The sequence below is a fragment of the [Phormidium] sp. LEGE 05292 genome (assembly GCF_015207735.1).
Classification (GTDB): Bacteria; Cyanobacteriota; Cyanobacteriia; order Cyanobacteriales; family Aerosakkonemataceae; genus Floridanema.
The window spans coordinates 42,122-66,993 of record NZ_JADEWG010000021.1 but is presented as its reverse complement, the minus strand read 5'-3'; the positions used below and the strand labels follow the sequence as shown (position 1 = coordinate 66,993).

Annotated in this window: 24 protein-coding genes and 1 pseudogene; 13 read left to right on the top strand and 12 right to left on the bottom strand. The window is 41.2% G+C overall.

Annotation, left to right across the window (positions count from 1 at the left end; all coding sequences use genetic code 11):
• Positions 1-9: 9 nt before the first annotated feature.
• The gene (locus IQ264_RS08815; RefSeq protein WP_193980372.1) at positions 10-1,434 is read right to left on the bottom strand and encodes a serine/threonine protein kinase; all 1,425 of its coding nucleotides are present in this window, start codon (positions 1,432-1,434) and stop codon (positions 10-12) included.
• An 82-nt stretch (positions 1,435-1,516) separates the two neighbouring features.
• Here IQ264_RS08815 and IQ264_RS08810 point away from each other — a divergent pair, with 82 nt between their 5' ends.
• Positions 1,517-1,747, top strand: a complete 231-nt coding sequence (locus IQ264_RS08810; protein WP_193980371.1) for a hypothetical protein — start codon at positions 1,517-1,519, stop codon at positions 1,745-1,747.
• Between the two features lie 60 nt (positions 1,748-1,807).
• Here IQ264_RS08810 and IQ264_RS08805 read toward each other — a convergent pair whose 3' ends face one another.
• Complete coding sequence (locus IQ264_RS08805) at positions 1,808-3,649, bottom strand: ShlB/FhaC/HecB family hemolysin secretion/activation protein (RefSeq protein WP_228061388.1); 1,842 nt, start codon at positions 3,647-3,649, stop codon at positions 1,808-1,810.
• A gap of 194 nt (positions 3,650-3,843) precedes the next feature.
• On the opposite strand from IQ264_RS08805, the gene ahcY reads away from it, so the two are divergent.
• Genes ahcY through IQ264_RS08780 form a run of 5 tightly spaced genes read left to right on the top strand, consistent with a single transcriptional unit; the run spans position 3,844 to position 10,427 of the window.
• Positions 3,844-5,115: an adenosylhomocysteinase gene (gene ahcY / locus IQ264_RS08800; RefSeq protein WP_193980370.1), complete on the top strand. Its 1,272-nt coding sequence runs from the start codon at positions 3,844-3,846 to the stop codon at positions 5,113-5,115.
• A 27-nt stretch (positions 5,116-5,142) separates the two neighbouring features.
• Positions 5,143-5,835: a DedA family protein gene (locus tag IQ264_RS08795; protein ID WP_322744637.1), complete on the top strand. Its 693-nt coding sequence runs from the start codon at positions 5,143-5,145 to the stop codon at positions 5,833-5,835.
• Positions 5,836-5,847: 12 nt separating this feature from the next.
• On the top strand, positions 5,848-6,462 hold the full coding sequence (locus tag IQ264_RS08790; RefSeq protein ID WP_193980369.1) for a DedA family protein: 615 nt from the start codon (positions 5,848-5,850) through the stop codon (positions 6,460-6,462).
• A 23-nt stretch (positions 6,463-6,485) separates the two neighbouring features.
• Entirely contained in the window at positions 6,486-9,209 is a 2,724-nt protein-coding gene (locus IQ264_RS08785) for a pentapeptide repeat-containing protein (protein WP_193980368.1), read from the top strand.
• A gap of 27 nt (positions 9,210-9,236) precedes the next feature.
• Entirely contained in the window at positions 9,237-10,427 is a 1,191-nt protein-coding gene (locus IQ264_RS08780) for a DNA cytosine methyltransferase (RefSeq protein WP_193980367.1), read from the top strand.
• 12 nt (positions 10,428-10,439) lie between these two features.
• Here IQ264_RS08780 and IQ264_RS08775 read toward each other — a convergent pair whose 3' ends face one another.
• The 4 genes from IQ264_RS08775 to IQ264_RS08760 all read right to left on the bottom strand — a co-directional run bounded on the left by IQ264_RS08775 (position 10,440) and on the right by IQ264_RS08760 (position 15,339).
• Positions 10,440-11,312, bottom strand: a complete 873-nt coding sequence (locus IQ264_RS08775; protein ID WP_193980366.1) for a Cfr10I/Bse634I family restriction endonuclease — start codon at positions 11,310-11,312, stop codon at positions 10,440-10,442.
• A 10-nt stretch (positions 11,313-11,322) separates the two neighbouring features.
• Entirely contained in the window at positions 11,323-11,559 is a 237-nt protein-coding gene (locus IQ264_RS08770; RefSeq protein WP_193980365.1) for a helix-turn-helix domain-containing protein, read from the bottom strand.
• A 286-nt stretch (positions 11,560-11,845) separates the two neighbouring features.
• A complete protein-coding gene (locus tag IQ264_RS08765; RefSeq protein ID WP_193980364.1) occupies positions 11,846-14,563 on the bottom strand; it encodes an MGH1-like glycoside hydrolase domain-containing protein in 2,718 nt (905 codons plus the stop codon).
• Between the two features lie 485 nt (positions 14,564-15,048).
• Positions 15,049-15,339: a hypothetical protein gene (locus IQ264_RS08760; protein WP_228061387.1), complete on the bottom strand. Its 291-nt coding sequence runs from the start codon at positions 15,337-15,339 to the stop codon at positions 15,049-15,051.
• Between IQ264_RS08760 and IQ264_RS08755 the strand changes: the two genes are divergently transcribed.
• Both IQ264_RS08755 and IQ264_RS08750 read left to right on the top strand, forming a co-directional pair.
• On the top strand, positions 15,313-15,714 hold the full coding sequence (locus tag IQ264_RS08755) for an FAD-dependent oxidoreductase (protein WP_228061386.1): 402 nt from the start codon (positions 15,313-15,315) through the stop codon (positions 15,712-15,714). The genes IQ264_RS08760 and IQ264_RS08755 overlap by 27 nt on opposite strands.
• Positions 15,715-15,726: 12 nt before the next feature.
• Positions 15,727-15,808 (top strand): annotated as a pseudogene (locus IQ264_RS08750) (DNA-binding response regulator); the annotation flags it as partial.
• Positions 15,809-15,952: 144 nt separating this feature from the next.
• Here the strand turns inward: IQ264_RS08750 and IQ264_RS08745 are convergent.
• From IQ264_RS08745 to IQ264_RS08730, 4 genes are all read right to left on the bottom strand, one after another.
• Positions 15,953-16,702, bottom strand: coding sequence for an SDR family oxidoreductase (locus tag IQ264_RS08745; RefSeq protein ID WP_193980363.1), 750 nt, complete (start codon positions 16,700-16,702; stop codon positions 15,953-15,955).
• A 246-nt stretch (positions 16,703-16,948) separates the two neighbouring features.
• Entirely contained in the window at positions 16,949-17,494 is a 546-nt protein-coding gene (locus IQ264_RS08740; protein ID WP_193980362.1) for a DsbA family protein, read from the bottom strand.
• A gap of 182 nt (positions 17,495-17,676) precedes the next feature.
• Positions 17,677-18,306, bottom strand: a complete 630-nt coding sequence (locus tag IQ264_RS08735) for a response regulator (RefSeq protein ID WP_413470341.1) — start codon at positions 18,304-18,306, stop codon at positions 17,677-17,679.
• Positions 18,300-20,117: a PAS domain-containing sensor histidine kinase gene (locus IQ264_RS08730; protein ID WP_322744636.1), complete on the bottom strand. Its 1,818-nt coding sequence runs from the start codon at positions 20,115-20,117 to the stop codon at positions 18,300-18,302. Before IQ264_RS08730 ends, IQ264_RS08735 begins: the two co-directional genes overlap by 7 nt.
• Positions 20,118-20,511: 394 nt before the next feature.
• On the opposite strand from IQ264_RS08730, the gene IQ264_RS08720 reads away from it, so the two are divergent.
• Entirely contained in the window at positions 20,512-20,709 is a 198-nt protein-coding gene (locus tag IQ264_RS08720; RefSeq protein ID WP_193980360.1) for a hypothetical protein, read from the top strand.
• Positions 20,663-20,863, top strand: a complete 201-nt coding sequence (locus IQ264_RS08715; protein ID WP_193980359.1) for a hypothetical protein — start codon at positions 20,663-20,665, stop codon at positions 20,861-20,863. The genes IQ264_RS08720 and IQ264_RS08715 overlap by 47 nt, the downstream gene beginning before the upstream one ends.
• On the opposite strand, the gene IQ264_RS08710 is transcribed toward IQ264_RS08715, so the two are convergent.
• A complete protein-coding gene (locus tag IQ264_RS08710) occupies positions 20,853-21,623 on the bottom strand; it encodes an ATP-binding protein (protein ID WP_413470340.1) in 771 nt (256 codons plus the stop codon). The genes IQ264_RS08715 and IQ264_RS08710 overlap by 11 nt on opposite strands.
• A 342-nt stretch (positions 21,624-21,965) precedes the next feature.
• On the opposite strand from IQ264_RS08710, the gene IQ264_RS08705 reads away from it, so the two are divergent.
• The gene (locus IQ264_RS08705) at positions 21,966-22,808 is read left to right on the top strand and encodes a hypothetical protein (protein WP_193980357.1); all 843 of its coding nucleotides are present in this window, start codon (positions 21,966-21,968) and stop codon (positions 22,806-22,808) included.
• A gap of 237 nt (positions 22,809-23,045) precedes the next feature.
• Here the strand turns inward: IQ264_RS08705 and IQ264_RS08700 are convergent, their stop codons facing one another.
• A complete protein-coding gene (locus tag IQ264_RS08700; RefSeq protein WP_193980356.1) occupies positions 23,046-23,243 on the bottom strand; it encodes a hypothetical protein in 198 nt (65 codons plus the stop codon).
• 118 nt (positions 23,244-23,361) lie between these two features.
• Here IQ264_RS08700 and IQ264_RS08695 point away from each other — a divergent pair, with 118 nt between their 5' ends.
• Complete coding sequence (locus IQ264_RS08695) at positions 23,362-24,318, top strand: AraC family transcriptional regulator ligand-binding domain-containing protein (protein WP_193980355.1); 957 nt, start codon at positions 23,362-23,364, stop codon at positions 24,316-24,318.
• Between the two features lie 58 nt (positions 24,319-24,376).
• Entirely contained in the window at positions 24,377-24,865 is a 489-nt protein-coding gene (locus IQ264_RS08690) for a 3-keto-5-aminohexanoate cleavage protein (protein ID WP_228061385.1), read from the top strand.
• Positions 24,866-24,872 lie beyond the last annotated feature (7 nt).

Sequence of the window (24,872 nt, the reverse complement as noted above, 5' to 3'; positions counted from 1 at the left end):
TTCCTCTGTTTATATTTGTTCAATCCAGTCTTGCATTTGTTGACTTAACCACTGACTTTCATCTGGATTTAAGTCTTGACCAAAACAGTATTTTGAAAAGTTAGTTTCTAGAATTATTCCTTGATAATTTATAAATTTGAATTGCTTAATTTGAGCGGTGTCTAAGTAATGTCGCCAATAAGTCCACCCCCATAATTTTTGCTCTAATACAAAATTTTTGCGATCGCCAAAGATGCAATAATCTGTTATTCGTACCTTACGGAACCGAAAGTGAGATAGTAATTTAAATAATTCTTTGCTCAAGGCTGAACTGAATTTTTCCATCATCATAAATGTAAAAAATAGCATAGTCACTAATACAAATGCCAAGGAAAAATTTAAATAATTGACTATAATAGCACTTACAATTACAGCCAGCGAGCTACCTAAGAGTAAAAAAACAGCTAAAAGACTAATAAAAGATGAAGCTGCTAATATTAATTTTAAAATCAAAGCGATCGCATCGAAAAAGATTAAAATTCCTCGTCCCTGAATTTCAACTTTTAACTGAGTAGGAGATTGCCATAATTGAATTTTACTTTCAGGAAATAGCGAATTTTTTTGTAGTGGTGCATTCAAATAACGATTAGCTTTTAAATCAGTTAAAGCCTCTTGTGCAGTTTGATAACGCTGACTTAAATCCGGTGCCGTGAGTGCTTCAATCCAATAAACCAAGTTAGGATTAATACTAACGCGATCGCGAAATTGAATCTTTAAATTCTTTTGCGGCAAATCCACAGGCGCAACACCTGTTAAAATATGAATTAAAGTTGCACCTAAAGAGTAAAGATCGGAAGCGGGAACAGCACGTCCCCAAAATTGTTCTAATGGCGCATAACCCGCCGTACCCACAACAGTAAAAGTTACACCTTCCACCGCACCTTGTTCTTGAACCGCACCAAAATCTACTAGATATATTTTGCGATCTTCCCCTAAAATAAAATTACTTGGTTTCAAGTCTCGATGTAGCACAAGTGGGGAGAGTTCGTGCAAATAACAAAGAATTTTTAATACTTGAACAGCTAGCGATCGCACTTCTTTTTCGGTAAAATGCCTCCCAGCATCTAACAAATTTTGCAGCGACTTTCCCGGAATATAATCTTGCACCAAAGCAAACCAGTATAAACCAGAACCAACCTGTTTATCCACAGAAAAATAATCTCGATATTTGGGAATCCGGGGATGAGAAAGATTTTTTAAGACTTGTGCTTCCCGTTCAAAAAGTTTAAAGTCTTCCCATTGCATTTCCGGGCTAAAAGCCAAAAATTTAACGATTACTTTTTCCTCTGAAGACACACTTTGATCTACAGCAATCCAGGTTTGTCTCCCCGCATTCTGCGCTAGACATTCTTGCAATTTGTATCTACCCTGTAACAAATGCCCTGCTTGCAGCATCACCACTCCTTGCAGACCTATTCCTTACTAATTTAGCTGCAAATGACAAAATTGAGCTCGTTGTGAGCACTTTAGTGCTACTTTGACAACTGGGAAATCAGAAAACCAAGTTCGTTGTAAGCACTTTAGTGCTACTTTGACAACCGGGAAATCAGAAAACCAAGTTCGTTGTAAGCACTTTAGTGCTACTTTGACAACTGGGAAATCAGAAAACCAAGTTCGTTGTAAGCACTTCAGTGCTACTTTGACAACCGGGAAATCAGAAAACCAAGTTCGTTGTAAGCACTTCAGTGCTAACGCACCGCTACGCTAACAGTGGGATTTTGAGCTAAGACTAGGACTAAAGTCCTGACAACGAACTTATTCAAAATTTCTAATCTCTAGCAAAGGGATTGTATTGAAACGTGAAATAAAAACCTTGTTCTTGCAAAGTTCTTTCCTGCAACCCCACATTAACTAAAGGTAAACCATAATCAAAACGGAAACGTAATTTTTCGCCCATTTGCCATTGCAAACCCACGCCGATCGAAGCTAGAGTACGAGGGTCAGGATTTTCCCTATTGCCATTATTCCAAACTGTTCCCACATCAGCAAAAGGAATAATTTGCAAAACACCAGGACGATCGCGCAACCGAAAAATTGGTATTCTCACCTCCACAGAACCTAAAATGCCATTATCCGTGAGAAATAAATCTTGACGATAACCCCGCACACTATCATCACCACCGATCGCAAACTGTTCTAAAGGAACTAAAGGGCGATCGGCAAACTGCATATCTGTTCTAATTAATAAAATAGGAGAACCAGAAGGATCGGAAGCATTTCCCCCTAAAAGACGTAACCATTGAGCTTGTCCTCGCCAAGCAAAAAATTGACCATCAGGCCCACTTTCTCGATTTGAAGCATCAAAAACATTAAGACCTACGCTAAACTGAGAACGAGCCGCAAACACCGATCGACTTTCTCGCTGCGTCCATTCTTGAAAAAATCTCATCACCCAAAGGCGCGTTTCTCCCTGATCGTTTGCACCCGGAGAAAGTGGAAAAGGTTCACCCAAAAGAGTAGTATTACTTTGGCGAGGATTCAGAGTTAAACCAAGAGCAAATTCTTTATTCGGCGTGAGAATAAGCGGTTGCCGAAAAGACAATTCATAATCGTAAGATACAGCCCCAATATCAACTTGATCGAAAGGTTCTTCAATAATGCTACTTTTAATCCAATCAAAACCCAAACGAATCGTACCATTGCGAGGATTCACAGGCAAAATGTAATTAGCCTCAACTTGGTTACTACCATTAGTATTTGAGTAAGTAACCGTAAAACTATCACCATTACCCGTTAAATTAGCTTCATTAATAGTCAGTTGGCGGCGAAACGCTCCCACACTTGGAGGACTGCTATTATCTAAATCAATTGAGGCGCTAAAAGTTCTTGCGGGTGTTACCTTTACTTCTAAAATACTTAAACCCGGACGAGTACCCGCCGAAAGTTCCGCCGAGATATTTCTAATTAAAGGATTCAGTTGGAGTAATTGCAAAGATTCCAATAAACGATTAACATTTAAAGGAGTTTTCGCACCTAATTGTAAGCGCGATCGCACATAACCAGGATTTAACCTCCCAGTACCAGTAACCTTAATCTCCTCAATCGAACCCTCCACCACCTGAATTTTCACCACCCCACCCGTGAGAGTTTGCGGCGGAATAAACGCACCCGAAGTAATATAGCCATTTTTAGTATAAAGTTCAGTTACAGCCGATCGCGCCTGCAACAACCGAGCAAAAGAAATATTCCCCACAAAAGGTTGCAAAACCTTGTCAAAATCTGCCTTACTAAAAACCGTACTCCCCACCACCTCGTACCCATCCACCTTAATTTCCCCAGGAATATCACTAGGTAAAGGTAATTCAGGAACACTAGGCAACGCAGAAGGCGGAATCAACAACTCCTCTGGCGGCGGTAAAGGTGTCGGCGTAAGTAACGGAGAAGGTAGCGGCGTTGTTGGCGGCTGGGGAAGACGTGGTACAGGAATCCGTTGAGCAAATAATGGACTAGTGCAGTATGGCAGAAATAATTGAGCAATGGAAAACAGGTAAAAAGCTGAAGATAAAAGCCTTCTTCCCTTCTGCCTTCTGGCACTAGTACTATTGACACAAAATATCAACTTCAGCCACGCAGCAGAAACCGGAAAACCGACAAACTTAGGCAACATCATAAAAGTTCGGGATAACTAACCAACCATCAAGTCATCGATCGGAACCATATTTTCGTCCTAAGAGTCTATCATTCAGCAATAGTTTTCATGAATTTTTTGTAAAAATTTCTCCACCTTACTCAATAACATCACTGAATTAGCGACAACCGAAAGATACTATGCTAGAAAGTTCTAGGTAAGAAGAAATCAAATTTATGGTTGCAACTCAAATCAAGCACGAAGTCAAAGACCTTTCCCTCGCCCCCCTTGGCAAACAACGCATTGAATGGGCGGGACGGGAAATGCCAGTATTAAAGCAAATCAGAGAAAGATTTGGCAATGAAAAACCCTTAGCTGGGATTCGCTTAGTCGCCTGCTGCCACGTTACCACCGAGACTGCAAATCTCGCCATTGCACTCAAAGCAGCTGGCGCAGACTCCTTGCTAATTGCCAGTAATCCCCTTTCCACCCAAGATGATGTAGCAGCTTGTTTAGTTGCAGAATATGGCATCCCCGTTTTTGCCATCAAAGGTGAAGACGCAGAAACCTATACTCGTCACGTCAACATTGCTTTAGACCACCGTCCGAATATTATCATCGATGACGGTTGCGACGTAGTAGCCACCCTAGTCAAAGAACGGCAAAATCAACTTGCCGACATTATCGGCACCACTGAAGAAACTACCACAGGAATTGTCCGTTTGCGTGCCATGTTCCGCGATGGCGTGTTAAGCTTCCCCGCCATTAACGTCAACGACGCAGACACCAAACACTTCTTTGATAACCGCTACGGTACCGGACAATCTACCCTCGACGGTATCATTCGCGCCACCAACATTTTATTAGCTGGGAAAACCATAGTTATTGCTGGATACGGTTGGTGTGGCAAAGGTGCTGCCCTCCGCGCCAGAGGCATGGGTGCTAATGTAATTGTGACAGAAATCGATCCAACAAAAGCGATCGAAGCAGTAATGGATGGTTTCCGCGTCCTACCAATGGCGGAAGCTGCACCTTTAGGCGATATTTTCATCACCGTTACTGGCAACAAGCACGTCATTCGTAGCGAACATTTTGATGTCATGAAAGACGGCGCAATTGTTTGCAACTCCGGTCACTTTGACATCGAAATTGACCTGAAAGCATTAGGACAAAAAGCCAACGAAGTTCGCACAGTGCGAAACTTTACTGAAGAATATCGCTTACAAAATGGTAAGTCAGTAGTAGTAATTGGTGAAGGTCGTTTGGTGAATTTAGCCGCCGCCGAAGGACACCCCAGCGCCGTAATGGATATGAGTTTCGCCAACCAAGCTTTAGCTTGCGAATTCTTAGCGAAAAACAAAGGCAAATTAGAAGCAGGTATCCACTCTGTTCCTGTGGAATTAGACAAAGAAATTGCTCGTCTAAAATTACAAGCAATGGGAGTTAGCATTGATAGCTTAACATCCGACCAAATCGAATACATGAACTCCTGGACATCAGGAACTTAATCGATAATAGGTAGTGGGTAGCGGGTAATGGGTAATAGGCAAGTGTATCCCAACTACCAATCACCCACTACCAACTACCCACAACCAATCACCAACTACCTAAAACCAAAAACTATGAAAGAGTGGATACTGCAAATCATGACTTCCCTCAATTATGTGGGAATTGGCTTATTGATGTTTTTAGAAAATCTCTTTCCCCCCATACCTTCGGAATTAATTATGCCTTTGGCAGGGTTTACAATTTCCCAAAAACAAATGGAATTTTTCCCCGCCATTTTCGCCGGAGTCTTGGGAACAATGTTGGGTGCTTTGCCTTGGTATTATGTAGGTAAACTGGTCGGAGAAGAGAACATCAAACGGTTAGCCGATCGATACGGTAAGTGGATTTCAATTAGTAGAAAAGATATTGAAAAAGCAGACCAATGGTTTCACAGACACGGCGAAAAGGCCGTTTTTTTTGGTCGTTTAGTACCGGGAATTCGTACTCTGATATCTTTGCCAGCAGGTATCAGCAATATGAAGTTAATCCCATTTTTAATTTATTCTACGATCGGTACGACAATTTGGGTTAGTTTACTCACTTTCACTGGTTATAAATTAGGGGAAAACTATGAATTAGTAGATGAATATCTCGCCCCAGTTTCTAAAATTGTCGCTGTGATTTTGGTAGTTGCTTTGATTATTTGGATTGTCAGAAAAAGAATGAAAAATCAAATGTAATTGGGGCTGAATATGGATAGCACACATTTGCAAGAAATAATAAAACACATAGGTTACTTAGGAGTATGGGCAATTATTTTTGCTGAGTCGGGATTATTTATTGGCTTTTTTCTACCTGGAGATAGTCTATTATTTACGGCTGGTTTTATCGCTTCCCAACCTAATTTTTTTGACATTCGCGTGTTAGTATTTGGTGCTTTTGTCTGCGCGGTGTTAGGTGATAATGTTGGCTACACAACTGGCTATAAATTCGGTCGTCGCCTATTTGAAAAAGAAGATTCTTGGTTATTCAAGAAAAAGCATCTGATTAAAACCCAAAACTTCTATGAAAAGCATGGAAAAAAGACCATAGTCTTAGCAAGATTTTTGCCCATAATTCGCACCTTTGCGCCAATTGTCGCAGGTGTCGCCGCTATGCGTTACAAAACATTCATGGCTTATAATTTGATTGGCGGCTTTGGCTGGACTTTCGGTATAACTTTAATGGGATACTATTTAGGAACAGTAATTCCTGATGTAGATAAGTATCTCATACCAGTTATCTTGGTAATCATTGTTGTGTCTTTGATTCCATCAATTATTCATGTAATTCAAGAAAATCGAACGAAAAAAGACGAACAAGGTTAAACAATTTAACTATTAACTAGAAAATGGGAGGTATCTTTCTCAATAATAACCATAAATTTATCGCTACAGAACCACTAGGAAAAAGTGGTCAAAAGGGTGAACGCAAAGTTTGGGAAGCTGTCAAAAGCATATTTTCCCAAAGGGAATGTATTGCTTATTGGCGCTATCCCATTTTTTGCGAAGTCAGGAAAGTTCGTAAAGAACCGGATATTTTAATAGGTGATATGGAACTTGGTCTAATTGTTATTGAGGTAAAATCGATAACAATTGACCAAATTCTCGCTATTAATGGTCATCGTTGGGAGTTACGCAACTTTTATACTAATAGCAGCAACCCTTATGAACAAGCGGAAAATCAATTGTTTGGTTTGTTGGGATATTGCGATCGCGAACCCAACCTCCGCAGTCAAGTCAGTGGTAGAGTGATAGTAGCCTTACCCTTCATTTCCCAGCAGCAATGGCAAAACAAAGGTTTCGCTAAACTCCCCAGTTCGCCGCCTATCCTCTTCCAAGAAAATCTGTTTTTAGAAACCGAAAATCCCACATTTTTAGATAAAATTTGTCAAACTTCCCCCATAATTAAAGGGAAAAAACTGAACCTTGAACAGTGGAAATTACTGTTATCAGTATTAGGAGGAAATCCAGTTTTTCGGCGGAAGAACCTCACCCCCTCAGTCCCCCTCTCCGTAGACGGAGAGGGGGAAGTTAGAGGTGTATTTCCTCGCCTTTCTATAAACAAAGAAAGGAATATTAGCGGTGTCTTTCCCCCCCTCTCCGTAAACGGAGAGGGGGAAGGGGGGAGAGGTTTTCGCGCCAGCATTTTAGAACAAGTCAGACAACACTTATCAGAATTCGACTTACAACAAGAAAATATTGGTAAACAAATTCCCCCCGGAATGCAAAGAATTCGCGGAATTGCAGGTTCGGGAAAAACCGTTTTATTATGTCAAAAAGCGGCAAATATGCACTTAAAATATCCCGAATGGGATATTGCTTTAGTGTTTTTTAGTCGCAGTTTATACGAACAAATCATTACCCAAATAGATAAATGGATACGCCGCTTTAGTCATAACGAAGTTCAGTATAATCCAAACAATGAAAAGTTGCGCGTACTCCATGCTTGGGGTGCGAAAAATCAACCGGGACTTTACAGCATTATTTGTGAAGCAGCAAACGCCCCCAGATTAACAGTTTTTGACACCGAAAATAAACAACCAAATGAATCTTTAGCAGAAGTTTGTAGTTTCCTTTTAGAAAAAAATCCAATTCCCCAAATATTTGACGCTATTTTAATTGATGAAGGTCAAGATTTGATGGTAGATGAGGAATTCAAATTTCAAGATAAACAGCCTTTTTATTGGATGGCGTATCAAGCTTTACGACCTTTTGATGAACACCATCCCGAACAACGTCGCTTAATTTGGGCGTATGACGAAGCACAAAGTTTAGATAGTTTAAATATTCCTACAGCAGGCGAATTGTTTGGTGATGAATTAGCACATTTAGTAACAGGTCAATATCCCGATGGTATCAAGAAAACGGAAATTATTCACCGCTGTTATCGTACTCCTGACCCTATTGTAACTGCTGCTCATGCGATGAGTATGGGTTTGCTACGTCGCGGGGGAATGGTATCAGGAATTACGCGAACGGAAGATTGGCAAGCGTTAGGTTATGAAGTACAAGGTCGGTTTACTCGCGGTCAACAAGTGACTCTCAAACGTTTAACCGAAGGTTCTCCAAATCTTATCACAAAACTTTGGGAAAAGCCAGTTTTAGAGTTGGAAACTTATAATTCTAGACAGGCGGAGTTAAGGGCTTTAGCTGATAGTATTATAAGGGATGTTTTGTGCGATCGCCTCCAACCCAGCAAAGAAATTTTGGTCATAGTTTTAGGTTCGTTTTTCGAGGCGATGCAATTAGAAAATCATGTTGCTGAATTCTTAATGTCCGAAGGTATCGATATATTTATTCCTGGGACAACTGATTGTAACATTTTAAAGGGAGAGGTGGAGAATAGCGATCGAAACAAATTCTGGTGTGAAGGCGGCGTTACCGTCTCCCGCATTCATCGCGCCAAAGGTAACGAAGCAGACATGGTTTATGTAGTTGGTTTAGATAATATTGCCAAAGATGAAAGTAATATTAGATTAAGAAATCAACTATTTATCGCTTTAACCAGAACTCGCGCTTGGGTAAAATTAAGTGGCGTTGGTAACTATCAAATGTATGAAGAAATGCGCCGAGTAATTGCCAGTGGCGACACCTTTACCTTTACCTTCAATCATCGCCCAAAACGCGAAATTAGTGTCACCGATGCTGGGGAATTGTTAAAAAGATACGCAGCAGGTGGAAGAAACTTTCAAAATGCAGATTTGCGAGGAATTCAGTTAGCTGGTGCTAATTTACGAAGTGCAAATTTAATTAGTGTTAAGTTGAATAATGCTAATTTAAGCAATGCTAAATTGGATGGCGCAAAATTGGTAATTGCCGATTTGAGTAACTCAGATTTAAGTAACGCCAGTTTGCGAAAAGCTAAATTAATGGGCGCAATTTTAAGGGATGCAAATTTAAGCGGCGCAGATTTAAGTCGTGCAGATTTGAGTGATGCAGATTTGCGAAATGCAAAGTTAATAGGGGCGAAATTGTTGGGGGCAAATTTAAGTGCTGCTGATTTGACTAACGCAGATTTGACGGGAGCGAATATTGTGGGAGTTGAGTGGGGAGAGAATAAGGTATATTTATAGATATTATTTAAAATTTAAGATAAATCAATGAGCAGTAACCTAAAGATTTTTTCTTTTTTTGCAGGTTCAGGTTTTCTCGATTTAGGTTTTGAGTTAAATGGATTTGACATCCTATATGTCAACGAAATTTATTCCCCTTTTATGCAAGCATATCGTTATTCTAGAGAATATCTTAAAATAAGTGCGCCAAAATATGGGTATCATGAAAAAGATGTAACTAATTTAATCGAAGGAGAAGAAGCTTTAAATCTTTATTACTTTATACAGGATGCTCGTAAAGATGCGGATATTATTGGCTTTATAGGTGGGCCTCCCTGCCCTGATTTTTCCATTGGTGGAAAAAACCGAGGTAAGGAAGGAGATAATGGTAAGCTTTCAGCTTGTTATATTGAATTAATTTGCCAACAGAAGCCGGATTTTTTCTTGTTTGAAAATGTCAAGGGATTGTGGAGAACTAAAAAACACCGGACTTTTTTTGAACAACTTAAACGTCAGCTAATCCAATCAGGCTATATATTAGTAGAACGTCTAATTAATGCTATAGAGTACGGCGTTCCCCAAGACAGAGAACGAATTATTTTAATTGGTTTCAGAACTAATTTACTTCAGGATTTAGGAATTACAATTAATAGTGATATCGAGTTATTACCAAAAGCATATTTCCCTTGGGATAAATATATAATACATCCTAGCAATAAAGTTTTTTCTTTACCTTGGCCTACTACCAACACTTTTAAAGAAAATTCCGTATTGCCTGATCGTGATAGCATACCACTACCTTTAACAGTAGAGTATTGGTTCAGAGAAAATGATGTCCTTAATCATCTAAATGCTGAACACCATTTTCAACCAAAAGCTGGAATTACAAGATTCGCTTCAGTTGATGAAGGAGATGTTTCCAAAAAATCATTTAAGCGACTTCATAGATGGAGATATTCTCCAACAGCTTGCTACGGAAATAATGAAGTACATTTACATCCTTATAAAATTCGTAGACTTTCAGTTTCCGAAGCACTGGCTATCCAATCTTTACCTAAAAACTTTATTCTTCCTGCTAATATGTCACTAACTAATATGTTTAAAACTGTTGGTAATGGTGTTCCTTACTTAGCTGCAAAAGCTATTGCTAAAACTATTCTTGATTTTTTAGAAACAAGAAAATGGGATTATGAAGTACCAGTTAATCAGCAATTAGATTTACCACTTATATTTTATTAAATTTTGCATATTCTATCGCCTCAAAGCATCTTCAAGTAACGGTATTAAATCTTGTTTTTTATTATATAGATATGTACCATCTACTAGTTTAAAATTTTGTTCCATTACAATGCCATGAGGGGCAACTGCTGTGCTAAATATAGTTCTATCAGCAGAGGTTAACTCACTAGCAACCATATAATATCCCCAACTTTGGGTTAATGTATATCCCATTGCTTTGATCATTGCTGCCTCAAACAATGGTTGATATCTACGATCGGGACGATTGGAGGTTTTTAAAGAAACTGCTGCTTTTACTTCTGTTGCTTGTAATTTACCCTTAAAACGGTTGTAAAGTGCTAGACTATCTGGATTTTTTGCCTGTTCTTTTAGAAGTGTCTGAATAGATGAAAAAGTATTCCTATTATTCATCTCAACAATAATGTAATCTGGACTTGGGAGAAAGATTTTATCTTTAAAAGGTGCAATTTTAGCTAAGTCATTTCCATCAATGAATTGCTCATTATTGAATAAGCTAATAAATTTGGAAGAAACTTCATCTGTTCCCTCACTTTGTAATTGAGAGTTTGGCAGTGAAAATATAGAACTACAACTATTATTTTGTTGATTTATATCGAAAATGATCTCAGATAATAAGCTAGTTGCTATAAATTCATTCCATCTTCCCGCTGCATTGTTAAGAGCGCCAACTTCGGGATTTTTGCCATAATTAGATCTAAAAGCTACTATTGTTCTATCTTTAAGCCAGTTGATTATTTGATTAACAGATTGATTATTATCAAGTTTTTCTACTAATTCAGTTGACAGATTTCTATAAATTATTATGCTATTTATTTGAACTTTACCGTTTGACTTCTGTGTAAACCATTCGCTATCGCTAACCATTTTATTTGTCTCACTCAATTCCATAGTTGGCAAATAGAGTAGAAATAGAAATTTCCAGTGCCTTTGCCAGCTTTTCAATGTTTTCTAAGGAAGGATTGCGGGTACCTCTCTCGATGTCAGAAATGTAAGTACGGTGGAGTCCAGATCTAAAAGCTAGCTCTTCCTGGGAAATACCTAGCTCACCTCGACGTTGCTTGATAGCAAGTCCAAAGCGCTGTTTAATACTTAATTCATCCTTTTTTGTCACAGTCTAATGTTGAGTGAATAGTAGTTTATAAGTCTACAGACTATAAGTGACAATAAAGCTGGAAATGGCAAGACCAAGGGATTTAGCGATCGCACTCTCCCCACCCCACCCAAAAAAGAAAATGCGATCGCCCTCTCCCTGCTAAAAACAAAGTGCGATCGCACTAACCATAACAATTCATTCTTAAAATGTCCTTATAATTCCTGACAAAATTTATTATTTTTGAATAATATCGGCAAATTAACCTTGTAGGGGTACGCTACGCGATCGCCCCTACAAATCTTGCTTAAACAGGCGTTTTTATTGCCAAATCTGGTATTATATCTTGCCCTTCATAAGCGGCATATTGATGAATTAGTTTGGCAACTAAACCTGTCCAACCTGTTTGGTGACTTGCGCCAATACCTGCTCCATTATCGCCATGAAAGTATTCATAAAATAGGATTAAATCGCGCCAATGTGGGTCAGTTTGAAACTTTGTAGTGTCTCCATAAACAGGACGTTTACCGAATGAATCTGTCTCAAATATTCGCGTTAATCGTTGAGAAAGTTCGCTGGCGACTTCCCACAAATTCATAAAATTACCTGAACCTGTAGGACATTCTACTTGGAAAGTATCACCAAAATAGTAATGAAATTTTTGCAAAGCTTCTATTAGTAAATAGTTAACAGGGAACCAAATTGGGCCACGCCAATTAGAGTTACCACCGAACAAACCGCTGCTAGATTCCGCAGGTTCATAATTTACTCGAAATTCATTGCCGTTAGCATGAAGAGTGTAGGGTTTTTCAGCATGACAACGAGAGAGGGAACGAATTCCGTAAGGACTCAAAAATTCGGTTTCATCTAACATTTTTTGCAGAATGCGACGTAGTTTTTCGGGATATGCGATCGCTAATAACCGCCTTTCTCCCACACCTTCCCGTCGCATACAAGCAATATTTTGTACCAAGTCAACGCGGTTTTTAATGAACCATTCAACTCTTGCTTTAAAAGCGGGAAATTGTTTCAAAGTTTCCGATTCGATAGTTTCTACGGCAAATAAGGGAATTAACCCAACCATCGATCGCACTTTCAATTTAATCGAATCATTATTAGGTAAACGCAACACATCGTAATAGAAACCATCTTCATCATCCCACAAGCTAGTTCCATCCTCGCCCATGTGGTTCATCGCATCAGAAATGTAGATAAAATGCTCAAAGAATTTAGTTGCAATATCCTCATAAACTGGATTAGTTTTTGCTAATTCTAAAGCAATTTCTAGCATATTCAAGCAATACATTCCCATCCAACTAGTACCATCAGATTGATCGAGATAGCCTCCAGTTGGTAAGGCGGCGCTGCGATCGAACACTCCAATATTATCTAATCCCAAAAAACCACCTTGAAAAACGTTTTTACCTTCTACATCTTTGCGGTTTACCCACCAAGTAAAATTCAGTAAAAGCTTTTGAAATACTCTTTCTAAAAATTGGCGATCGCTTCTTCCCCACATCTTCTGCTCAATCTTGTAAACGCGCCAAGTTGCCCAAGCATGAACAGGCGGATTAACATCACTAAAAGACCATTCATAAGCGGGAATTTGCCCATTTGGGTGCATATACCACTCCCGCGTCAACAGATCGAGTTGACTCTTCGCAAACTCAGGATCGACCATTGTTAAAGGGATGCAATGAAATGCTAAATCCCAAGCAGCAAACCAGGGATATTCCCATTTATCACACATGGAAAGAATGTCTTCACATTGGAGATGAAACCACTCACTATTTCTACTTTTTTTCCTCTCTGCTGGAACAGGCGGTGTAGCAGAATCACCCTTTAACCAAACGTTAACATAGTAGTTGTAATACTGCTTATTCCACAACATTCCAGCTAATGCTTGTCGTTGGATATTTCGCAATTTATTATCAAGGGGATATGGTGTTAAATTCTGATAGAATTCATCGGCTTCTTTTTGACGGATTGCGAAAATTGCTTCAAAATTATCGAAAGGTTTAGAATGTAAAGCATACATTCCATTAGTGTTAATATCTGGAATAGAAGAAAGCCGTAGCTGTACAGTTTTACTTTCTCCGGCTGCAATTGTTAGTAAGTAATGAGCAGCGGCTTTTGTGCCAATTTTTGCTGGATTTACCGCCTCTCTATTTCCTTCGACAATGTAGTTATTAATGCCATCTTTTACGTAAGGTGAAGCATTAGGATCACCAAACAATTTTTCGTTGTTGGTTTCGTTTTCAGTAAACAATAATTCTGGGTTTCCCAAACAGCTTAATTGGTATTTGCCTAATGTTGAATGAGAGGCAATAATGGTGCTGTTTTCATCATTTACCGCTTGTAAAATAGGTTTATTTTCATCTCCATTCCATGACCAAGTATTGCGGAACCAAAGTGTAGGTAACAAGTGCAAAGTTTTGGTTTCTAATCCTCGGTTAGCGATCGTGATTTTAATTAAAATATCTTCGGGCGACTGCTTGGCATATTCTACAAATACATCAAAATAACGATTTTCATCAAATACGTCAGTATCTAACAATTCAAATTCTAATTCATGGCGACTACGGCGGCGATTTTCTGCTACTAATTCAGCGTAAGGGAAAGCTGACTGAGGATATTTATACAACGCTTTCATGTAGGAATGAGTTGGCGTACTATCCAAGTAAAAGTAATAATCTTTGGCATCTTCACCATGATTACCTTCATTTCCTGTCAGTCCAAAAATGCGCTCTTTAAGAATAGGATCGGCACCATTCCAAAGTGCGATCGCAAAACATAATTGTTGATGGCGATCGGAAATTCCCGCAATTCCATCTTCACCCCAACGATAGGTACGCGATCGGGCTTGCTCGTGAGTAAAATAGTCCCAAGCACTCCCATCAGTACTGTAGTCTTCACGCACTGTTCCCCACTGTCTTTCGCTTAAATAGGGGCCCCATTTTTGCCAGTCTGCTGTTTGCATCCGAGTAGCTTCTAGACGAGTTACTTCTGGTGTTTGCTTGGTCATAGTTTTATTCTCCTGATCACTTTATCTAAAAGTATGGCTGGGAAAAATGCGATCGGACTGAGAGCAAACTGAAAAATCTATTAATATTATGGTTATATTTTATTAAATATTCAGCCAGGGTTTATAAAGTTTTTTTTGAACCGCATTAGGCGTAGCCTTCCCGCAGGGTAGGACGCAAAGGACGCGAAGAAAGAGAAGGAGGAGAAGAATTTTTTCCTGTTGATTTTGGGTTGCTATAAGATGGTTTGTAATTTATTGTACTTTATTAATAGCAAATTGCTATAAATTTTTCCTGAAAATTTCCTGAGAGTTTTTCATAAATCTATTAACCTATTCTTTATAACTGCTCAGTTTCCTCTCACTCTTAGATTAACAATTGGACTTTGGACAAAGAGGAAAAGTATTTCGCGATGAATAAACGCGAAGCAATTTATTGTTTAACAAGCTTTAATATCAAGAGGTCAGGCCAAAAATTTAGGAACTAATCAATCAAGCTTATCGGGAATAATTTCACTTTCACCGTCATAATATAAGTCAATTAAACTGTTAGTTAAAGAATTAATAGTCCGTTCAAGTTCATCAATTTGGCTACGTCTAACCACCTGGACGACTGCGGTGATATGCTCCTCACAAAAGGCCCGTCCCAAATGTTTATACTTACTCTTCTTTTGGGGATCTTTTGTTTGCTCAAAAATCGGTTCAGTTGCCTGTAATTTATAATACCAATAAATTTTCTGTTGTTGTCGTACTTGATAGCGATCGAATATCGCCAACAAGAACAAACCCAAATTTTACCAGCCGGAACAATTGCCTGGACAGCCGGAACTGCTCCCAATCCCTTTTTGATGAATTTATCAATTTCACCGGAAAAGCGCGACAAACGAGGACGCTTAATCGTTACGCCAATCTTACAACTGCCAGATTTTCCCGAAGTTTTTGCCGCAGGAGACTGTGCAGTAGAAAGCGAAAATCCTCAACCTTCCACCGCACAAGTTGCTTATCAACAGGGACGTGCGATCGCCAACAACCTCAAACGCTTATCCGAAGGCAAACCCACCGTTCCCGCATCAGTTAACCTGCGTGGCACTTTAATGAAATTGGGACTTAACGAAGGAGTCGCCATCAGTACTAGGAATTTCATTTCAAGATAAGCTTACATTTGAAGCGATCGCGTTGCTGGTTTAGATGCCGGAGCCGATGATTATGTAGTTAAACCTTTTAGTATTGAAGAATTACTAGCTAGAGTTCATTTCCGAATCAATCTAATAGCATTTCGGCGGGTTGCTCCCGCCAATTATCAATTAATGTCAAACGAAGTGAACCACAGGGATGGAAGCGTCTTGGTTTGCAGTGGAACTACATTCCTATCGCTAAGAACAATCCCGCTCGTTAGGCGCTCGCCTGGTTGAGCCAGTCCTTAAAATGGGTCGAACCGATGCGCGAGTTGCCCTGTGGAACAAGAGATTGCTCGTCCAACTTGACACCAAAGTAACGAGCTTGACTGTCTGCAACCACAAGGCGCGTGTCGTGATTTGCACTCAAGAATTGGCTGATGAGTTCGTCGAAACGGAATCGATCGGGACCTGCGAGTTCAACGATGCCGTTGACTGGTTCTCCAAGTGCGAGTTCGGCTAACATGGCAGCAACGTCATCTGACAAAACAGGCTGCATCAAGGCAGAAGGCAAGCGAACTGTTTGCCCATCGGTTGCGGATTGAACGATCGCTCCCATCAACTCGAAGAACTGGGTAGCACGCAGAATCGTATAGGGTATCCCAGCGGACTCGATCAGCTTCTCCTGAACAACTTTCGCCCGCATATAGCCACTATCGGGGAGGCGCTCGACACCGACGATCGACAATGCCAGATGATGACCTACACCTGCTTTAGTCTCCGCTGCCAGCAGATTATGGGATGACTTCTCGAAGAACTCTAGCACCGCTTCATCCTCGAAAGAGGGTGAGTTCGTCACATCGACCACAACCTTTGCACCTACCAACACATCAGCTAGTCCTGCACCCGTAACAGCGTTAACACCCGAAGAAGGGGATGCTGCCACCACCTCATGTCCGACCTCACGCAGCCTACTCACGAGTTTTTTACCGATCAGCCCATTACCGCCAATAACAACAATTTTCATGACCAAATTCCCATAATATGAGAGAAAACTTGATTTACCTATTGCAGATGTTTCTTTAATTCAGCCGCTGCATGGACGAACAGCGATCGGGTGGCTGAAAGTTCAGCTAAACCATTTAACCTGGATTACACGACTGAGTTCGCGCTGATTGACGATAGGTATCTGGAACACCATGTACAAAGACTACAGACATCTATGTTTCTCCTTCTATCTAGACGAAAGGATTTCCCCACTTTCCTAACTACGCTATTGTGCTTCTTGGTTTTGAATAGCTGTGGACAATCGCTCCACTTCCCAGGCATCGTTGTAGCGACTTCCGTTGATGAATAGGGTTGGGGTACAAGCCACTCCACCTTGAATGCCGCTGGAGATATCTTGAGCCACTCGGTCAGCATATTGGCGTTGAGCGATCGCCCCGAGGAACTCATAGAGATCTAGTCCTAATTCGTTGGCATATTCCAACAAATTGCCATCATTGAGGAATTTCTGACGCTCAAACAGCAGATTGTGCATTTGCCAAAACTGTCCCTGAGCAGCAGCTGCTTCGGCTGCCTCGGCTGCTTTTTGTGCCTGGAAATGAAACTGACTTTGGGGAAAGTGACGAAACACAAAGCAGAATTGAGGATTGAGTTGGTGTTGAATCGTTTGAATCATCTTGTGCATTTGGGCACAGTAAGGACATTGGTAGTCGCCATACTCAATCAGAGTCGTGGGTGCATCGATGACACCTTGCAAGTGGTCGTGGGGAGCGATCGCTAAGATAGCTCGATTCGGATAGTTTAGCCGCTCCATCCATTCAGTCCATTTAGAAAAAGTGTTGCTGCCCGATAAGTTTGCTAAACCTCCGCAACAAGTATGAACTTACTATAAGGAAAATTTTCACTGCTTGTCGCCCCGCTCAAGGAGAGTTTTTTACCTGTCTCATAGACAGGTTGTTGCCTTTGAATCCCCTTCCTTTCAACAAGGGGAGTATGTCAAATTGTGATTATCCCTCGCTTGAGTGCTGTAATGATTGCTTGTGTCCGATCCTTTGCTCCCAGCTTACCCATAATATTCTTAGTGTGAAACTTGACGGTACTCTCACTAATTAAAAGGTCGGTGCTTATCTGTTGGTTATTCTTGCCCCTTGCCATCAAGTTCAGCACTTCTAACTCGCGAGCGCTTAATTCTGGAATACCCATGCGTTCAACCAATTTTGCACCGACGGAAGGTGGAATGTGTTGTTGTCCTGCATGAACTGCCCGAATTGCGCTTAAGAGTTCCTGAGCCTCGGCATCTTTGAGTAAATATCCTTTAGCCCCAGCCCGCAATCCGCGATAAATATCTTCATCTCCATCGTAGGTTGTCAATACAATAATTCGAGCCTGCTTGAATTGAGTACAAATGGTAATTATTGCCTCTACCCCACCCATTTCCGGCATTCGTAGATCCATCAACACAATATCTGGTTGATGCTGGCCAAACAGGTCGAGCGCTTCACGCCCATTACTGGCAAGTCCAATTATCCTGATGTCTGACTGTGATGCGAGCAAACTGGCTAGACCCTGTGCCACCATCACATGGTCATCCACAATCAGCACATCAATAGGAGAAACGCTCATGATGGCTTCCTCAGTTCGACCAATACGACAATTTCTGTTCCCCGTCCGGGTATACTCTGAATCGTCAAGTTTGCACCAATGCGCTCGGCTCGTTCAGTCATCCCCAGTAAACCAAACCCGCCGCTCGAATCTTTGTTCAGGACAAAACCTTGACCATCATCTGCGATCCGCAGGGTGAAGCGCGATCGCTCATACACTAACTCGATCCGAATTTCGCTGGCTTTGGCATATTTCAAGGCATTGTGCAACGCCTCCTGCCCAATCCGCAACAGGTTGTTTTCTACAATCGATTCTAAGGGAAAAACCGAACCGACCAGGTTGTAGGTTACTCGCGTTTCGGTGTGGAAAAACATCTGCTTTGTTAGTTGCTGGAGGGCACTGTAGAGGTCACAATTTTCTAGTGCCTGGGGACGCAGTGCCTCTACCGATCGCCGTGCTTCAGCTAGCCCAGAACGAGCGAGCTCGCGCCCGGTTTTAAGTAGCGCTTGGGCTGTTTCTAAATCAGTAGTGAGTCTCAAATTAGCGGATTCTAAGTGAAAGATGATGCTAGTAAATGCCTGAGCGAGCGTGTCGTGAATTTCTCTCGCCATGCGGTTGCGTTCGTTTAAAAGTAATGCCTCCTCAGTGCGTTTGCGTTCGCGCATTGCGGCATGGCGCTGCTCGCTGATGTCTGTACTTAGAGCATAGTATCCTCTCACTTGACCATCCCGCGCGAAATCAGGAATCAAGATCGCACTGATATACTTGTTGCCAGATGGCAGGGGCATTTCTGCTTCCATCGTCACCGTTTGCCCTGCAAATACTTGATTGATGTACGATTCAAACACTTCATACGCCTGCTCGCCTAAGAGTTCACGAACAGGCTTGCCCAAAATCTGCTCTCGAGAGCGGTTAAACCAGTCCTCGTAAGTGCTGTTAACAAAGCGATAGCGCTGCTTGGCATCCACATAGCTGATACAAACAGGGAGTGCATTGGTGATTAACCGCAGTTCCTGCTCTCGTAAGCGAAGCTCGTCGTAGACATCGCGCAATGCCGCTTCGCTTTCCCGTAAAGCTGCTGTTCGGTCTGCAACCTGTTGCTCTAATGTCTGGTTGTAATTTGCCAGTAATCGTTCTGTACGTTTTCGTTCCGTAATGTCTTTCACCAGAACGCATCGAGCCGCCACCCCTGACCAAACGATCGCGTGTGACGTAATTTCCACATCAATCACGGTGCCGTCTTTCTGGCAATGCTGCCACTCTCCAGAATGCGTGTAAAGTGTATTTCTAAGCCAACTGACGTGATTGACGAGCTTTGAACCATCTGTACTGGGTCGAATATCAAGAATGGTCATTGCTAAAAATTCATCAATTGAGTAGCCATAATGCTGAATAGCTGCGTCATTGACCATTAGAAATGCTAGTGTGTGAGCGTCAAAAATCCACATGGGATTGGGATTATTCTCAAACAGGAGCTGATATCTCGCTTCACTATCCCGGAGTGCAGTTTCTGCTTGTTTTGGTAAGCCAGCTACAGCCGACGATTGGGCAAAGAATTGTGGATAGCCAGTTTCTAAATCTTTGACTTTTGCAGTGGCTCCCCACCGTTCATAACAGTAGTGAGCTTCTTTCATGTAAGTTTGAGCAAATTTTTCCCGGCCACGCAACAGGTAAAATTTGGCAGCTAATTCATAGGCTAACGCTTCTTCTTGAATAGATCCATTATCTCTAGCAGTTTGAATCGCTTGTTCATACAATTCTTCTGCTTCAAACCACTGACAATAACCCCGTGCTTTCTCCGCTTCAGTCAGATAATAGTTATGTAAATAATTCATGAGCAATTATAAAACTCCCTCGAAATACACTCCATGAATCATGCGTTAATATAAGGAATTTTAAGAAATTACAACCATTTCACTCTCTTCCTGTGAGAAGATTTTGGATTTAATGGCTGACAATAAGAAGCTCAAACCCAGTCATAGCCAGAAAAAAACCAAATTGACCTCGAATAATTAACCAACTGGAAGAATTTTCGTTCTAGCGGCGATCGCCGCTTCCCTAAAAAAGATTTAACAAACACAATATGTATCAAGAGTTGCAAGATTTATTAACTTTCGCTATCGAAGCGATCGTGGCATTTCCACAGAAGAAGCTTGATTTATTTTGACCAATTTCACAGATTGAAAACAAGCTTTATCAGCTTATCAAAAACGGTTTGGTATCGAGGAAATGTTTCGAGATTATAAAAGTGGTGGCTATAATTTAGAGTCAACAGGTATCTCTGACAACCGCTTAATTGCCTTAATTATATTGATTACTTTAGCTTACACCAGTTCGATTATGTCAGGAGAAAAAATCAAAAATAAGGGAGTAGTTAAATATGTCGGTCACGTTAAGGAAAAACGTCGAACGAGAGCGCCGTCATAGCAGCTTTTATATTGGTATACACGGCTATGCTTGGGTGGAATCTTTGACTTTGTTGCATGAACAAACTGCTCAATTAATGTCATTAAGTCCACATAAACGACCTTATTATCAGCGAGGTCGAAGAGCCGAGATACTTATCCAGTCTACCTTTTAGCCATAGTTGTCACACCGTCAGGTTTGGTGGTAGCAAATTTAGAAGTATCTTCACCCGATGCTGGTTTAGCAAATGATGCTTGATTGCGAATAGCTTGAATATCTTCAGAACTTCGCTGTGAGGATAGTACAAACTGAGTTCTTTGATAGCGCAAGTCAGCCAGTTCAATTTTACCAGGTCGGCCTTGACAATATGCACGTTCGGCACAACATTTGACAGCATTAGCAATCTCAGCTGGGGTAGCACCAGCATAATCAGATAGTAGCGAATACCATTGGCGATCGCTCCAAGGATTTTGTTGACCTTCACCAAATTGCTGTGGGAAATATTTAGCCAGGTGCAGATTAAAAATTTCGTACCTGGCACCATTATGGGGTAAATCGACAAACCAGATACCACCATCATCAAACCTCCGAATTAATTCAGAAGGTAGCATTCCCAATCGCTTAACGGTAGCTAACATCAGTACATCAGAAGTCTGTTCTTGCATCCAAGTTAGTAATTTCTGCGATAACCTTCTCGCTATACCACCATCTGCGTTAAAATCCCACCCAGCAAATCCTTTGTCGAAATCATCTGCAAATAATACACAACCGCCTAAATGTTCTGCTGTCTCTAAAATTTTAGCTAAAGCTCGGTCTGGATTGGCACTACCTAAAATGTTACCCCAACTCATTGCTAGTAGTGCATAGCCTAATTTTTTGGCAGTCAGTTTTGCACTTAAACTTTTACCAGTACCCGGTGGTCCCCAGAATAACATTCCTTTTGGTGGTCTTAGATTATATTGTTTAGCTTCTGGTGCTAATAGTTTGACTACATCGTTTAAGTATTTATCGAGTAACTCTAAACCGCCTGCAAATCTGATATTGCACCACAGATCTGAAACTGATGGAGGCATTCTTCTAAATCAGCTTTGATTCCGAAAGCGCTTTGATATCGTTCCTCGGCTGTTTTCGCCATTAATTTTATTTTAGTTTGGGCAAAACCAAAAGATTTTATCCAATACCTGCTATTGATGGAACTTGCGTTGTGGGAAGGAAGTTTAAAATTTGAGCTATGATAGCTGGAAAAAGCCCAAATATTAGGGACTAACTTTTTATTTATGACCAACGAACCACAGCCTAGCGAACAAAAGCCCACATTATTTCAAGCTATTGGGATTTTACCAGGGAAAGTCAGGTTAGACTCCGAAATCAATAGAGCATTTGTCCAGGTACAAGGGAAGGAGTATCCCTTGAAATACGCGCCTCATAACAAAGGGATGAGAGCTTGGGATGCACTAAAACTGGAATTAGGAGAAAATGGGTCAAAGGAATTAAGGCTAACGGTATATCCCCAAGCGTTGCATTTTCCGGGGCGGGATAAAACACACATATTAGGATTCTCACTTGTAGGATTCGCACCTATAAATGGTGAGGACAATTCATCTGATAAGGATGTATTCACTGCACAAGATTTTGAGTTTAAACTTTGTGGACTGTGGCAATTTATTCCAGTGTGTAGAACGCCGTGCATTTCAGTTTTTCGGAATTTTAATGAGGAGATTAAAGCTAGAATTAAACCGTTAGACTCGGCACGGAAAGTTCGATTCATGAAAGCTCAACATCTTCCCTTAATTTGGAAAGATGCACTCGTACCGCCATTCCGATTCAATCCAAAACTTCAGAAGGAGGAGCAAGGTAAGCGTTATTTTGTGGAGATAAAAGCACGGTTTATCCCAGGTAGGGATATGTTTGGGTTTGAATCTTTGAATGGGATACCTACCGAGGAAATACCACCACATTTCAAACCTGGTAAGGCTTTGAAGGCAGAAGTACTGGAATTGAAGAAACAGCAGAAGCGGGCTAAAGCGGAGGAAGCGAGTAACGTCGATCAAGCAAAAAGTTCTCCACCTACTGTTACTGATAAGCCTAAGCCTACGATCAAAAAGAAGATTGTAACTTAAGGAAATGGTGCGTGCGATCGCACTTTGGATCTTTGGAGAGTTCTTTTTTTTGGCTCCAAATCTTGATTCACAAGCTACGATTAACCCCTAATCCCTGCTTTAATTCAGATAACTTTTCGGTCTACTGAATTTGGCGCACATCTATCATTGCCGCTAATTGGGTAGCGTCGGTACTTTTGGCCCACTGGTATGCACAAACCAAACGAATCTGGTTACAATCGATCGGATGTTTTTGTCTTAGACGATTGGCGCTAAGGAAAACGGCTTGTCTTCGAGAATTTTTTGGGGAAATTGACTAGCCAATTCTTCCAATTTTACTCTTCGATGCTGTTGCAAGATAACAACTAATATCAATAAAATTAAAAACTCTGCTCTTTTTAGTTGAGTTTTTAAGTGCTGCGTGTAAAATAATGGTAATAAATTCATTTTTTTCATTAGTTAGGTCTTCTTGAGAAGATTCTACCTCTTTTTTTTTGACAACAATCGGTAAACCCCGCACACAGTAAGGGGTTTACCGATTGTTGTCACCCCGTCAGGCTAAGCACAGTAATTTATGAGTGTAATTCCGTTAGTCCGCGCGAGTGCTATTAGCCCACTAGTCAGATATCTTGACCAGATGGGAGTTCCATCAGAGCGATTCTTAAGGCAGGCGAAGTTACCTGTCATGGCTCTAGACGATCCAGTAGCCCTAATTCCTCTTCATCGTGCGTTTGCCTTTGCTGAATCAGCCGCCCAGCAAGAAGGGATTGAACTTTTTGGATTATTGGCTGCTCAAAAGGCTCAAGTTGATGATTTTGGCTTATTTGCTAAAGTCGCTTGCCAGTCCTTAACGTTGTACGATTTTCTGCACACAGTCGCGATCTTGCTGACAAAGACTCATAATTCTGGTGCACGAGCCTGGGTTACACAAACCAACGATCGGGTTTGGTTCAACCACCAATACATCCAATCAGAAAGCCTGAACAATCAACAGGCTCAGTACTATGCCTGTTGTCTCTATGTTCAAATCATTCAACAAGTTGTTGGAACCGAATGGCATCCGACAGATTTACATTTTCAAGCCCGTCAATTGAGGGGTTTAGAGGACATTGAGCTGTTTTCCCAGGCACGGGTTCACTTTAATCAACCTAATAATGCGATCGGATTTGCCAAAGCTCTCCTCAGTCTGCCAATCAAACAGTCGATAGAGGCCCATCCATCAAGTCTGCAACAGGATTATGAAACCTTAGTGACTTTAGCTCCCAAAACAGACTTTGTTGGCTCATTAAAGCAACTGGTGCGATCGCATCTACCTGATGGAGGTCTGCCTGTAACCTTAGCTGCGGAAACAGCAGGTCTAAGCACTCGTAGCCTTCAACGACGATTAGCTGAGGATGGACTCAGCTATTCTCGTCTGATTGACCAGGTTCGCTTCCGTTTAGCATTGGATTTGCTAAAAGATCCATTTATTAATTCACAAAATTTATTGAGTTTGGCACTAAATATCAAGCCAACAATGAGCAAGCCTTAGACAATGTGTTTTTGCATCACAGTGAGACAGTTGCTCAACTCTAATCTAGGTTTTACTTATGTATTTCACGGATGACTCTTTGTTTCCCGAAAATATGCAACCGCTCATCATCACAGCGGCTCCCTTCGGTCCTGAGTGGTTGCCGGGTGATGTCGAGGATATTCCCGTCTCGTGGGACGAGCAGGTACAGGCTGCGGTAGATTGCTACAATGCAGGTGCGACGATGCTGCACGTCCATGTGCGCGATCCTAAGACTGGGCAGGGTTCGACCAACTTCGACCAGTACAACGAATTTATTGGGCGGCTGCGTGAGGCAGTACCGAAGATGATCCTTCAGGTTGGGGGCTCGATCTCCTTCGCGCCGCACACAGAGGACGCAAAAGCCAAGAAGCTCGATGTCTGGTATGACACGGTAGAAGAAACGCTTTTCAACCTCGGTCTGCCACCCAACCGTCCCGAAGGCTATAAAGGTTTTCTGACTTATGAGAGTGATGCTGTGCTACCTAAACCAGCAGGAATAATCACTTCCCCAACAAGTATTCTGTAGCAAATTG

What these genes read in the sequence shown, in the direction of transcription:
- IQ264_RS08815 (WP_193980372.1), bottom strand. Translation starts at nt 1,434, where the DNA reads ATGCTGCAAGCAGGGCATTTGTTACAGGGTAGATACAAATTGCAAGAA.
- IQ264_RS08805 (WP_228061388.1), bottom strand. Translation starts at nt 3,649, where the DNA reads ATGATGTTGCCTAAGTTTGTCGGTTTTCCGGTTTCTGCTGCGTGGCTG.
- ahcY (WP_193980370.1), top strand. Translation starts at nt 3,844, where the DNA reads ATGGTTGCAACTCAAATCAAGCACGAAGTCAAAGACCTTTCCCTCGCC.
- IQ264_RS08795 (WP_322744637.1), top strand. Translation starts at nt 5,143, where the DNA reads ATGGGTAATAGGCAAGTGTATCCCAACTACCAATCACCCACTACCAAC.
- IQ264_RS08790 (WP_193980369.1), top strand. Translation starts at nt 5,848, where the DNA reads ATGGATAGCACACATTTGCAAGAAATAATAAAACACATAGGTTACTTA.
- IQ264_RS08785 (WP_193980368.1), top strand. Translation starts at nt 6,486, where the DNA reads ATGGGAGGTATCTTTCTCAATAATAACCATAAATTTATCGCTACAGAA.
- IQ264_RS08780 (WP_193980367.1), top strand. Translation starts at nt 9,237, where the DNA reads ATGAGCAGTAACCTAAAGATTTTTTCTTTTTTTGCAGGTTCAGGTTTT.
- IQ264_RS08775 (WP_193980366.1), bottom strand. Translation starts at nt 11,312, where the DNA reads ATGGTTAGCGATAGCGAATGGTTTACACAGAAGTCAAACGGTAAAGTT.
- IQ264_RS08765 (WP_193980364.1), bottom strand. Translation starts at nt 14,563, where the DNA reads ATGACCAAGCAAACACCAGAAGTAACTCGTCTAGAAGCTACTCGGATG.
- IQ264_RS08745 (WP_193980363.1), bottom strand. Translation starts at nt 16,702, where the DNA reads ATGAAAATTGTTGTTATTGGCGGTAATGGGCTGATCGGTAAAAAACTC.
- IQ264_RS08740 (WP_193980362.1), bottom strand. Translation starts at nt 17,494, where the DNA reads ATGGAGCGGCTAAACTATCCGAATCGAGCTATCTTAGCGATCGCTCCC.
- IQ264_RS08730 (WP_322744636.1), bottom strand. Translation starts at nt 20,117, where the DNA reads ATGAATTATTTACATAACTATTATCTGACTGAAGCGGAGAAAGCACGG.
- IQ264_RS08720 (WP_193980360.1), top strand. Translation starts at nt 20,512, where the DNA reads ATGTTTCGAGATTATAAAAGTGGTGGCTATAATTTAGAGTCAACAGGT.
- IQ264_RS08715 (WP_193980359.1), top strand. Translation starts at nt 20,663, where the DNA reads ATGTCGGTCACGTTAAGGAAAAACGTCGAACGAGAGCGCCGTCATAGC.
- IQ264_RS08710 (WP_413470340.1), bottom strand. Translation starts at nt 21,623, where the DNA reads ATGTTATTCTGGGGACCACCGGGTACTGGTAAAAGTTTAAGTGCAAAA.
- IQ264_RS08705 (WP_193980357.1), top strand. Translation starts at nt 21,966, where the DNA reads ATGACCAACGAACCACAGCCTAGCGAACAAAAGCCCACATTATTTCAA.
- IQ264_RS08700 (WP_193980356.1), bottom strand. Translation starts at nt 23,243, where the DNA reads ATGAAAAAAATGAATTTATTACCATTATTTTACACGCAGCACTTAAAA.
- IQ264_RS08695 (WP_193980355.1), top strand. Translation starts at nt 23,362, where the DNA reads ATGAGTGTAATTCCGTTAGTCCGCGCGAGTGCTATTAGCCCACTAGTC.
- IQ264_RS08690 (WP_228061385.1), top strand. Translation starts at nt 24,377, where the DNA reads ATGTATTTCACGGATGACTCTTTGTTTCCCGAAAATATGCAACCGCTC.